General features: G+C 54.8%; 5 protein-coding genes and 3 tRNA genes. 4 read left to right on the forward strand and 4 right to left on the reverse strand.

Features of this window, described 5'->3' with window-relative positions; all coding sequences use genetic code 11:
* Positions 1 to 85 precede the first annotated feature (85 nt).
* From ptrA to recD, 3 genes are read left to right on the forward strand one after another with little or no spacing between them, the layout of a single operon-like run.
* Positions 86 to 2,974 (forward strand): pitrilysin, encoded by a 2,889-nt coding sequence (gene ptrA / locus C5523_RS05135; RefSeq protein ID WP_108700697.1) that lies wholly within the window; start codon positions 86 to 88, stop codon positions 2,972 to 2,974.
* A complete protein-coding gene (gene recB, locus C5523_RS05140) occupies positions 2,967 to 6,512 on the forward strand; it encodes an exodeoxyribonuclease V subunit beta (protein ID WP_108700698.1) in 3,546 nt (1,181 codons plus the stop codon). The genes ptrA and recB overlap by 8 nt, the downstream gene beginning before the upstream one ends.
* Complete coding sequence (gene recD / locus C5523_RS05145; protein WP_039077100.1) at positions 6,509 to 8,341, forward strand: exodeoxyribonuclease V subunit alpha; 1,833 nt, start codon at positions 6,509 to 6,511, stop codon at positions 8,339 to 8,341. Before recB ends, recD begins: the two co-directional genes overlap by 4 nt.
* A gap of 39 nt (positions 8,342 to 8,380) precedes the next feature.
* Here the strand turns inward: recD and argA are convergent, their stop codons facing one another.
* Entirely contained in the window at positions 8,381 to 9,712 is a 1,332-nt protein-coding gene (gene argA, locus C5523_RS05150) for an amino-acid N-acetyltransferase (RefSeq protein ID WP_039077099.1), read from the reverse strand.
* Positions 9,713 to 9,938: 226 nt separating this feature from the next.
* Between argA and amiC the strand changes: the two genes are divergently transcribed.
* Positions 9,939 to 11,192 (forward strand): N-acetylmuramoyl-L-alanine amidase AmiC, encoded by a 1,254-nt coding sequence (gene amiC / locus C5523_RS05155; RefSeq protein WP_072039691.1) that lies wholly within the window; start codon positions 9,939 to 9,941, stop codon positions 11,190 to 11,192.
* A 411-nt stretch (positions 11,193 to 11,603) separates the two neighbouring features.
* Here the strand turns inward: amiC and C5523_RS05160 are convergent.
* The 3 genes from C5523_RS05160 to C5523_RS05170 all read right to left on the reverse strand — a co-directional run bounded on the left by C5523_RS05160 (position 11,604) and on the right by C5523_RS05170 (position 11,923).
* Positions 11,604 to 11,680: transfer RNA gene (locus C5523_RS05160), tRNA-Met, on the reverse strand.
* Positions 11,681 to 11,724: 44 nt separating this feature from the next.
* A tRNA-Met gene (locus tag C5523_RS05165) sits at positions 11,725 to 11,801 on the reverse strand.
* A 45-nt stretch (positions 11,802 to 11,846) separates the two neighbouring features.
* Positions 11,847 to 11,923, reverse strand: a tRNA-Met gene (locus C5523_RS05170).
* Between the last annotated feature and the right edge of the window lie 198 nt (positions 11,924 to 12,121).

Here is a 12,121-nt window from a genome sequence, read left to right on the forward strand (position 1 = left end):
TTCGGCATGCTGCCGACGCACGTTTTGCCCCGAACGTTTCAGCAAGGCTGGAAAGCGAGGGGATTGTTAATGATGAGGTTCGTGAATGCCCCGCAGCACCTGGTTAAAAGCTTTCGTTGTGTTCTTTGCCCTCTGGGCGTCGTACAGTCAGGCAGATAATGGTTGGCAGCCGATACAAGAAACTATCCGTAAGAGCGATAAAGATACCCGCCAGTATCAGGCGATTCGTCTCGACAACGGCATGGTAGTATTGCTGGTTTCCGATTCCCAGGCGGTAAAATCCCTTTCTGCACTTGTCGTCCCGGTAGGTTCCCTTGAAGACCCTGCCGCGCATCCCGGCCTTGCCCATTATCTTGAGCATATGTCTCTGATGGGCTCGAAAAAATACCCGCAGCCGGATAGCCTCTCCGAATTTCTGAAAATGCACGGTGGTAGCCATAACGCCAGCACCGCGCCCTATCGCACCGCGTTTTATCTGGAAGTGGAAAACAATGCGCTGGAAGGGGCCGTTGACCGACTGGCTGATGCGATTGCCGCACCGTTGCTTGAGAAAAAATATGCCGATCGCGAGCGTAACGCTGTCAATGCAGAGTTGACCATGGCGCGTACCCGTGACGGGATGCGTATGGCGCAGGTGAGCGCGGAGACCATCAACCCGGCGCACCCTGGCGCACGCTTCTCTGGTGGTAACCTCGAAACGCTGAGTGATAAGCCCGGTAGTCCGGTGCACGAAGCGCTGCTCGCGTTTCACGAAAAATACTATTCTGCCAATCTGATGAAAGCGGTGATTTACAGTAATCGCCCTTTGCCTGAGCTGGCGAAAATTGCGGTTGATACCTTTGGCCGGGTGCCGAATAAAAACATTGAACGTCCAGCTATCGATGTTCCGGTAGTTACCGATGCGCAAAAAGGCATCATTATTCACTATGTTCCGGCGGTGCCGCGCAAGGTGCTGCGCGTTGAATTTCGCATTGATAACAACACCGCGCAATTTCGTAGCAAAACGGATGAGCTGATCACCTATCTTATCGGTAACCGTAGCCCGGGAACGCTTTCTGACTGGCTGCAAAAACAGGGGCTGGCAGAAGGTATCCGGGCAGATTCTGACCCGGTCGTGAACGGAAATAGCGGTGTGCTGGCTATCTCTGCGACCCTGACGGATAAAGGCCAGGCCAACCGTGATAAGGTGGTGGCGGCTATTTTTAGCTATCTCACTATGCTGCGCGAGAAGGGCGTGGATAAACGCTATTTTGACGAACTGGCGCACATTCTGGATCTCGATTTTCGCTACCCGTCGATTACGCGTGATATGGGATACGTGGAATGGCTGGCGGACACTATGATCCGCGTGCCGGTGGCGCATACGCTGGATTCGGTAAATATTGCCGACCAGTACGACGCCAAAGCCGTGCAGGCACGTCTGGATGAAATGACGCCGCAAAATGCCCGTATCTGGTATATCAGCCCTACTGAGCCACATGACAAAACAGCATATTTTGTCGATGCGCCGTATCAGGTGAATAAAATCACCCCACAACTGTTTGCACAGTGGCAGCAGCAGTCGGCCGAAATTACGCTGAAAACTCCCGAACTTAATCCGTATATTCCGGATGACTTTACGCTGATCAAACCGGCGAAAGAGTACACTAATCCGGAGCTGATCGTTGACGAGCCAAATCTGCGGGTGGTCTACATGCCGAGCCGCTATTTCGCGAACGAACCGAAAGCGGATGTGAGCGTGGTGCTGCGTAATCCAAAAGCGATGGATAGCGCGAAAAACCAGGTAATGTTCGCCCTGAACGACTATCTGGCGGGGATCGCGCTGGACCAGTTAAGTAATCAGGCGGCGGCAGGCGGCATCAGTTTCTCGACCAATGCCAATAATGGTCTGATGCTCAACGCCAACGGGTATACCCAGCGTTTGCCACAGTTGTTCCAGGCGTTGCTGGCGGGATATTTCAGCTATACGCCGACCGCAGAGCAACTTGAACAGGCGAAATCCTGGTATGCGCAAATGATGGACTCCGCGGATAAAGGCAAAGCATTTGATCAGGCTATCATGCCAGTCCAGATGCTCTCTCAGGTGCCATACTTCCAGCGAGAAGACCGTCGTGCGCTGCTGCCGTCAATCACACTGGATGACATTCTTGCTTATCGTGATGCACTGAAAACCAATGCGCGTCCTGAATTTCTGGTGGTGGGGAACCTTACCGACCAGCAGGCTAAAGACCTGGCGCACGGCGTTCAGGAGCAATTGAGCGCGAAAGGCAGCGAATGGTGTCGCAACAAAGAGGTACTGATCGACAAACCGCAGTCGGTGATATTCGAAAAAGCAGGCAACAGCACCGATTCCGCGTTGGCCGCCGTGTTTGTTCCGTCAGGGGTCGATGAGTACACCAGCTCGGCTTATAGCGCAATGCTCGGGCAGATCATCCAGCCGTGGTTTTATAACCAATTGCGTACCGAAGAGCAGCTTGGTTATGCGGTTTTCGCCTTCCCAATGAGCATTGGACGTCAGTGGGGGATGGGTTTCTTATTACAGAGCAACAGCAAGCAGCCTGCCTGGTTGTGGGAGCGTTATAAGGCCTTCTTCCCCACCGCGGAAGCGAAGCTGCGTGCCATGAAGCCGGAAGAATTTGCGCAAATCCAACAAGGGGTTATCGCGCAAATCCAGCAGGCGCCGCAGACGCTGGGCGAAGAAGCCTCAAAACTCAGTAAAGATTTTGATCGGGGCAATATGCGCTTCGATTCACGTGATAAAGTAGTGGCTCAGATAAAACTGCTGACGCCGCAGAAACTTGCCGATTTCTTCCATCAGGCGGTGGTTGAGCCGCAGGGCATGGCGGTATTGTCACAGATTTCCGGAAGCCAAAGTGGGAAAGCGGAGTATGCGCAGCCCGAAGGGTGGAAAGTCTGGGACAGCGTCAGCGCGTTGCAGCAATCTTTACCCCTGATGAGCGAGAAAAATGAGTGAAACCGCTGAGACCCTTGATCCACTCCGCTTGCCGCTAACCGGCGAGCGCCTGATTGAAGCCTCTGCGGGCACCGGTAAGACCTTCACCATCGCCGCACTTTACCTGCGGCTGTTACTTGGTTTAGGCGGCAATGCCGCCTTTCCACGCCCTTTAAACGTCGAAGAGCTGTTGGTGGTGACCTTTACCGAGGCCGCCACCGAAGAACTTCGCGGTCGCATTCGCAGCAATATCCATGAACTTCGCATCGCCTGTTTGCGCGAAACAACAGACAACCCGTTATATGCCAGCCTGTTGCGCGAGATCACCGATAAGCAACAGGCCGCGCAGTGGCTAATGCTCGCTGAACGGCAGATGGATGAAGCGGCCGTCTTTACTATCCACGGCTTTTGCCAGCGCATGCTTAGCCTCAATGCCTTTGAATCCGGCATGCTGTTTGAACAGCAACTGATCGAAGACGAGTCACTGCTGCGCTACCAGGCCTGCGCAGACTTCTGGCGTCGCCACTGTTACCCCTTGCCGCGTGATCTGGCGCAGGTGGTTCACGAGTCGTGGAAAGGCCCGCATGATTTGCTCAAAGCCATCGACCGCTATTTGCAGGGTGAAGCGCCGCAAATCAAAGCCGCACCGCCAGCGGATGAAACGCTGGAGAGTCGCCATCAGAAAATCATTGAGCAGATCGATAGCGTTAAGCAGCAGTGGGTTGCCTCCGTGGACGAACTGGGGCCGCTAATTGAAGGCTCCGGGATCATGCGGCAAAAATTCAATCGTACCAACCAGGCCCGCTGGATCGAGAAGATCAGCGCCTGGGCCAATGAGACGACCTGTAGTTATCAGTTACCGGAAGCGCTGGAAAAGTTTGCGCAATCGTTCCTGCGTGAGCGGACCAAAGAGGGCGGTGTGGTACCGGAACATGCGGTTTTCGAGGCGATTGAAACCTTACTGAATGCACCGCTGACGCTCAACGATTTGATGCTAACCAGCGCGATGCGCGAAATCCGTGAAGCGGTGGCCAGAGAAAAGCGTCGCCGTGGCGAACTCGGTTTTGACGACATGTTGAGTCGGCTGGACAGCGCCTTGCAAAGCGCGAGTGGCGAGGCGCTGGCAACGGCGATCCGCACCCGTTTCCCGGTCGCCATGATTGATGAATTTCAGGATACCGACCCCCAGCAGTATCGTATTTTCCGTCGTATCTGGCACCACCAGCCGGAAAGCGGGCTACTTCTGATAGGCGATCCGAAACAGGCTATTTACGCGTTTCGTGGGGCCGATATTTTTACCTACATGAAAGCGCGCGATGAAGTAAACGCCCGCTATACGCTTGATACCAACTGGCGTTCCGCGCCGGGAATGGTGGAGAGTGTTAATCAGCTTTTCAGCCAGACCGACAACGCCTTTATGTTTCGGCAAATTCCTTTCCAGCCAGTGAAATCAGCGGCGAAGAACCAGTCGCTGCGGTTTACGATAAAAGGAGAAAAACAGCCAGCAATGGCGATGTGGCTGATGAAAAGCGAGGGTGTCGGCGTCGGGGATTATCAAACCTTTATGGCTGAACTCTGCGCGACGCAAATCCGCGACTGGCTGATAGCCGGGCAGAAGGGGGAGGCGTTGCTGCATGAGGGAAAAACGACTCGTCCTGTAAAAGCTTCTGATATTACCGTGCTGATTCGTAGCCGCCATGAGGCGTCACTGATTCGCGATGCGTTGGGTCTTCTTAATATTCCCTCGGTTTATCTTTCTAACCGTGACAGCGTGTTTGATACCCCGGAGGCGCAGGAGCTGCTCTGGCTATTACAGGCGGTGCTGGCGCCGGAACGTGAAAACACGTTACGTAGCGCACTGGCGACCTCCATGCTCGGTTTGAGTGCACTGGATATCGAAACGCTTAACCAGGACGAAGCCGCCTGGGATGCGATAGTAGAAGAGTTTGCTGGCTGGCGGGACAGGTGGCTTAAGCGCGGCGTTATGCCAATGCTGCGTGCATTGATGAGTGCGCGCCACGTGGCGGAAAACCTGCTGGCGACGCCGGGTGGCGAACGCCGTCTGACGGACATTTTGCACCTGAGTGAATTACTGCAGGAAGCAGGCACACAGGTAGAGAGCGAACATGCGCTGGTGCGTTGGCTGGCACAGCATATCGCCGAACCGGATGCGAATTCGTCGAGTGAACAGTTGCGTCTGGAAAGCGACAAACATCTGGTGAAAATCGTCACCATCCATAAATCGAAAGGGCTGGAATACCCGCTGGTCTGGCTGCCTTTTATCGCCAATTTCCGCGTTCAGGATCAGGCGTTTTACCACGACCGCACGTCGTTTGCGCCAGTGCTGGACCTCAGCAAAGCCGAGGAGAGCATAGAACTGGCGGAGACGGAACGCCTGGCGGAAGATCTGCGTCTGCTGTATGTGGCGCTGACGCGCTCGGTCTGGCATTGCAGTCTGGGAATTGCCCCTATTTCTCGTCGTCGCGGCGAGAAAACGGGTGACAGCGATTTCCATCTCAACGCATTGGGGCGGCTTATTCAGCAGGGACAACCTCGCGATGCGCAGGGGCTTCGGGCCTGCGTCGAGGCGCTGTGTAATGATAATATCGCCCTTTGTATGCCCGATGTGCCGGACAACGTTCGCTGGCAGGCGCCGCAAGACGTCGTGCAGGCGTTAACGGCCCGCCAGATGACGCGAACCGTACGTGATGACTGGCGCGTGACCAGCTATTCCGGGCTGCAACAGCGTGCGCATGGCATTGCGCAGGATTTATTGCCGCGTCTGGACCTTGATGCCGCCGGGGAGCGAGATCTGCTGGCTGAGCCAATGCTGACGCCGCATCAGTTCCCACGTGGCGCCTCGCCGGGGACGTTCTTACACAGCCTGTTTGAAGATCTGGATTTCACCCAGCCGATTGCCCCAGCCTGGGTGGCAGAGAAACTCCAGCGCGGCGGTTTTGAAGAGCACTGGCAGCCGGTTATTAGCGAATGGATCGACACGATCCTTCACGTTCCCCTGGCCGATACGGGGGCGTCGTTGCATCAGTTAACGGCAAAGGAAAAGCAGGTAGAGATGGAGTTCTATATCCCGATTGCCCAAAATCTGCGCGCCGGGACGCTCGATGCGCTGATACGCCAGTACGATCCATTGTCTGCCGGCTGTCCGCCGCTGGATTTTCGCGAGGTGCGCGGCATGCTTAAAGGGTTTATTGACCTGGTATTCCGCCACGAAGGGCGTTACTACCTGTTGGATTATAAATCGAACTGGCTGGGAGAATCCGCCGAGGCCTATACCCGCGAGGCAATGGCTGCCGCCATGCAATCTCACCGTTACGATTTGCAGTATCAGCTTTATACACTTGCCCTTCATCGTTACCTGCGCCACCGCATCGCCGGGTACGATTATGAGCACCACTTTGGTGGCGTTATTTACCTCTTCCTGCGTGGCGTCGAGGCCGATAATTCGCAGCAGGGGATCTTTACCACCCGGCCTGACGCGGCACTGATAAGCCAGATGGATGCCCTGTTTGCCGGGGAAACGCTGGAGGTGGCGCAATGAGACTGCGTACGTTACTGCAACACGCTGTAGAGCTAAAAATCTTGCGTCCGCTGGATGTGCAATTTGCCCTGGCCGTGGCCAGCGATGATGAACCGGCGGTAATGCTGGCAGCGGCAATGCTGAGCTTTGATGCCGGAGAAGGGCATGTCTGCCTGCCGCTTTCCCGTTTAGCGCCGGAAAACCTGCCCGCCAGAGCGCATCCGCTGTTGGCCTCTCTTTATGAAGAAGCCGGTTATCCGGCGGACTGGCGAAAAACGTTACTGGCCTCGCCTGCGGTGAGTGAGGGTGAGGTGGCAACGCCGATGATCCTCGTGGGTGAGCGACTGTATCTGAACCGTATGTGGTGCAACGAATGCAGTATTGCCGACTTTTTTGCCAGGGTTAATCAACCGTTGGAGGTAGATGAAAACCGTCTGCGGCAGGCGCTGGACGACCTGTTTCAGCCTTCGGATGACATTAACTGGCAGAAGGTGGCAGCGGCGGTTGCGCTTACCCGCCGCGTATCGGTGATCTCGGGCGGCCCTGGCACCGGGAAAACCACGACGGTGGCGAAGCTGCTTGCCGCGCTGGTGCAAATGGCTGATGGCGCACGCTGTCGCATTTGTCTTGCCGCACCAACCGGAAAAGCAGCCGCTCGCCTGACGGAATCTTTGGGAGCGGCGCTTCGCCAGTTGCCGTTGACTGACAAACAAAAGGCGACGCTACCTGATGAAGCCAGTACCCTGCATCGTCTTCTGGGCGCGCTGCCCGGTAGCCAACGGCTGCGTTATCACGCTGGCAATCCACTGCATCTGGATGTGCTGGTGGTGGATGAAGCTTCGATGATTGACCTGCCGATGATGTCGCGGCTGATTGATGCACTGCCGCAACATGCCCGGGTGATATTCCTCGGGGACCGAGACCAGTTGGCGTCCGTAGAAGCCGGTGCGGTACTTGGAGACATTTGCGCCTGGGTCAATAAAGGGTTTACGCCAGAGCGTGCCGCGCAGCTCTCGCGGATAACAGGAACAACCGTACCCGCAGGAGAAGGCACTTCGGCCAGTGCGCTACGTGACAGCCTGTGCCTGCTGCAAAAAAGTTACCGCTTCGGCAGCGATTCGGGTATCGGGCAACTGGCGGCGGCGGTTAACCGTGGTGATAAAACGGCGGCAAGCGCGGTGCTGAGCCAGGGCTTTAGCGATATCGAAAACAAGCACCTGCAAAGCGCAGAAGACTATCAGAGCATGATTGATGATGCGCTGGCAGGCTATGGTCATTTTCTTGGGCTGGTACGCGATGGCGCGCAGCCGCAAGAGGTCCTCGCCGCTTTTGGCGAATATCAACTGCTGTGCGCATTACGTGAAGGGCCATTTGGCGTGAGTGGGCTGAACGATCGTGTTGAGCAGGCTCTGGTCCGGCAGCGACGGATTACCCGCCCGGCGCATGCGCGCTGGTATCACGGCAGGCCGGTCATGATCACGCGTAATGACGCCTCGCTGGGGTTGTTTAACGGCGATATTGGGATTGCACTCGATCAGGGGCAGGGCATTCGGGTCTGGTTCCCGTTACCTGACGGTAGTCTGAAATCGGTACAGCCCAGTCGTTTACCGGAACATGATACCGCCTGGGCGATGACGGTGCATAAATCGCAGGGCTCGGAGTTTGATCATGCGGCACTGATTTTGCCAGGCCAGATTGTGCCAGTGGTAACAAGAGAGTTGGTTTATACCGCGATTACCCGTGCGAAAAAACGCCTGTCGCTGTATGCCGATGAACGCATACTGGCGCAGGCCATTGCCACGCGTACCGAACGGCGAAGCGGGCTGAATGCCATTTTTGAAACGCTTTAGAACATAGCCCTCACCCGGCGGTGAGGGCTATGGTGCAACTTAGCCCAAATCTGCCATCAGCACTTTTGAACGCCGCTGATAGTTGTACATCTCTTTTTTACTTTCCGGCAGGGAATCGATATCCACCGGGGTAAAGCCGCGTTCCTGGAACCAGTGGATGCTGCGGGTGGTGAGGACAAAGAGTTTGCTCAGACCCATCTGTCTCGCCTGGGCCGCAATGCGCTCAAGCAACACCTCGCCGCGCGATGAACTGCGATAGTCCGGATGTACCGCTACGCAGGCCATTTCGCCGATTTTTTCTTCCTGGAACGGATAGAGCGCCGCACAGGCGATGGTCAGATTATCGCGCTGAATGATGGTGAATTTATCGATCTCCATCTCCAGTTGTTCGCGCGAACGACGCACCAGAATACCTTGCTGCTCCAGTGGACGAATCAGCTCAAGAATGCCGCCGATATCGTTAATGGTGGCACGACGGATCTGTTCCGCGCTCTCCATCACAATCTGCGTACCGATACCGTCGCGAGAGAATAGCTCCTGCAATAAGGCGCCATCTTCCTGATAACTGATCAGGTGGCTGCGGCGAACGCCACTGCGACAGGCTTTCATCGCGCCACGCAGGAAACGTACTGTTCCGGAGTGGTAATCGCCTTGCTCTTCCAGCGATTCGACCCGCGACTGGGCTTCGTTCGGGAACATCTCGGAGACAATCTGTCCATCTTCGTTGTAGACACCCTGCGATGAACAAAAGCCAATCATCTTTTCTGCTTTCAGTTTGATGGCCAGTTGTGTCGCAATCTCTTCCGAGGTGAGGTTAAAGCTTTCGCCAGTGACAGACACCGCAACGGGGCCGAGCAGCACAATCGCGCCGCTGTCTAACTGACGGTGGATGGCTTCTTCATCGATACGACGGATACGTCCGCTATGGCAATAGTCAACGCCATCGTCCACGCCCAGCGGCTGGGCGATGATGAAGTTACCGCTCACCACGTTAATGTGCGCGCCCTGCAATGGCGTATTGTTCAGACTCATGGAGAGGCGAGCGGTAATATCCAGTTGCAGCAGACCGGCGGCCTGTTTCACCAGTTCAAGCGTTTTGGCATCGGTCACACGGGTATGTTTGTGATACACCGGTTCGTGATTATGCGCAGCAAGATTGGCATCAATCTGCGGACGTGCGCCATACACCACCACCAGGCGAATGCCGAGGCTGTGGAGTAAGCCTATGTCGCTGACAATGCTGGAAAAGTTTTCATGTTCAATGGCTTCGCCACCCAACATGATGACAAACGTTTTTCCCCGATGGGTATTAATATAGGGAACAGAATGGCGAAATCCCTGTACCAGTTCGGTTCTGCGTTCCTTTACCACGGCCAACCCTCACTGCATGATTATTCGTAAATTGTGTATTTTTATTCTTTTATGGCGCTGGGTGCAAGCCATAAATTCGCCTTAGACAAAGAATAATTCCTGTGTGCCATTGCATGGATTGTGTATGTTTACCCTTTTATAGATGACAGTTTATGCGTCATTCGTTAAAGTTTTCGGTCAAATCTGACGTTTACTTAGTATTTCATCTTTTTTGCTCGGGAGAAGCATGTCGGGAAGTCAATCAAGGCTGAGCCGCCGCCGATTGTTACAAGGGGCGGGCGCTATGTGGTTATTGAGCGTGAGTCAGGTCGGTCTTGCCGCCGTCAGTCAGGTGGTGGCGGTGCGCGTCTGGCCTGCGTCAACCTATACTCGCGTGACCGTTGAGTCTAACCGTGTGCTGAAATATCGCCAGTTTGCGCTCAGCAATCCGGATCGGCTGGTTGTTGATATTGAAGACGTTAACCTGAACTCCGTTTTGAAAGGGATGGGGAGTCAAATTCGCGGCGATGATCCTTTTATCAAATCTGCGCGCGTTGGGCAGTTTGATCCAAAAACGGTGCGTATGGTGTTTGAGCTTAAGCAGGATATTAAACCGCAGCTCTTCGCCCTTGCGCCGGTGGCAGGGTTTAAAGAACGTCTGGTAATGGATCTTTATCCGGCGAATGCGAAAGATGTTCAGGATCCGCTGCTCGCGCTTCTGGAAGAGTACAACCAGGGCGACCTGGAAAAACAGGTGCCGCCAGCGCAAAGCGGGCCACAACCGGGCAAAGCGGGGCGGGATCGGCCGATCGTTATTATGCTGGATCCTGGCCATGGCGGTGAGGATCCGGGCGCTATCGGGAAATACCGGACCCGCGAAAAAGATGTGGTGCTGCAAATCGCCCGTCGCCTGCGCGCGCTGATTGAGCAGGAAGGCAATATGAAAGCTTACATGACGCGCAATGAGGATGTGTTTATCCCCTTGAAAGTGCGTGTCGCCAAAGCGCAAAAGCAGCGCGCCGACCTGTTTGTTTCCATTCATGCGGATGCCTTTAGCAGCCGCCAGCCTAGCGGTTCGTCGGTCTTTGCCCTCTCAACCAAAGGGGCGACCAGTACGGCGGCGAAATACCTTGCGGAAACGCAGAATGCCTCCGACTTAATCGGTGGGGTTAGCAAGAGCGGCGATCGTTATCTCGACCATACGATGTTCGATATGGTGCAGTCACTAACCATTAACGACAGCCTGAAATTTGGCAAAGCGGTGCTCAACAAGCTAGGTAATGTTAACAACCTGCATAAAAACAGTGTCGAGCAGGCCGGGTTCGCGGTACTGAAAGCACCGGATATTCCGTCGATTCTGGTCGAAACGGCGTTTATCAGTAACGTGGAAGAAGAGCGTAAGCTTAAGACGGCGAAATTCCAGCAAGAGGTGGCGGAGTCGATTCTTGCAGGGATTAAGGCGTACTTTGCCGATGGCGCAACGCTGGCAAGAAGAGGCTAGTGTTTTAGTCAGGATTTTATTCGAGGCGGCAACGGAATGAATCCCCGGGAGCGTACAAAGGTACGAGACTGGGGTGAATGAGGCAGCCAACAATGGCACTGCGTGAAGGGTGAAATCAGGATTTTTATTCGAAACATTCAGGTTGTGCCGAGGCGGCAACGGAATGAATCCCCGGGAGCGTACAAAGGTACGTGACTGGGGTGAATGAGGGCAGCCAACAATGGCACAGCGTGAAGGGTGAAATCAGGATTTTTATTCGAAACATTCAGGTTGTGTCGAGGCGGCAACGGAATGAATCCCCGGGAGCGTACAAAGGTACGTGACTGGGGTGAATGAGGGCAGCCAACAATGGCACAGCCTGAAGGGTGAAGAATAAAAACAAAAAAACACCCTTGAGGGTGCTTAATATGTTGGTTGCGGGGGCCGGATTTGAACCGACGACCTTCGGGTTATGAGCCCGACGAGCTACCAGGCTGCTCCACCCCGCGTCCGTCTTTACTCTTCATCGAGTAAACTTGCATCAGATTGTAATTGGTTGCGGGGGCCGGATTTGAACCGACGACCTTCGGGTTATGAGCCCGACGAGCTACCAGGCTGCTCCACCCCGCGTCCGCGTTTACTCTTCCATCGAGTAAATTTACTTCTGATTTTAATTGGTTGCGGGGGCCGGATTTGAACCGACGACCTTCGGGTTATGAGCCCGACGAGCTACCAGGCTGCTCCACCCCGCGTCCGTGGATGCGCACTATACTCCGCTAACATTTTGATGCAACCCTTTTTTAACGGAATAGCTTATTAGCGCGACATTTGTATAAAAACAGTACGATAAGGGTGTTTTTTGTACTGCATTTGCGGCAGGTTGCGCAATCGCATTTCATTCGCAGGGGCGGTTTGTTATCTTCATCACGCTCCGGATTAACCAGAAGATG

This window comes from Phytobacter sp. SCO41, from assembly GCF_003073275.1.
Lineage (GTDB): Bacteria > Pseudomonadota > Gammaproteobacteria > Enterobacterales > Enterobacteriaceae > Phytobacter > Phytobacter diazotrophicus.

Bases quoted from the DNA above. Each gene is read 5' to 3' on its own strand.
- ptrA (WP_108700697.1), top strand. From the start codon at position 86: ATGCCCCGCAGCACCTGGTTAAAAGCTTTCGTTGTGTTCTTTGCCCTC.
- recB (WP_108700698.1), top strand. From the start codon at position 2,967: ATGAGTGAAACCGCTGAGACCCTTGATCCACTCCGCTTGCCGCTAACC.
- recD (WP_039077100.1), top strand. From the start codon at position 6,509: ATGAGACTGCGTACGTTACTGCAACACGCTGTAGAGCTAAAAATCTTG.
- amiC (WP_072039691.1), top strand. From the start codon at position 9,939: ATGTCGGGAAGTCAATCAAGGCTGAGCCGCCGCCGATTGTTACAAGGG.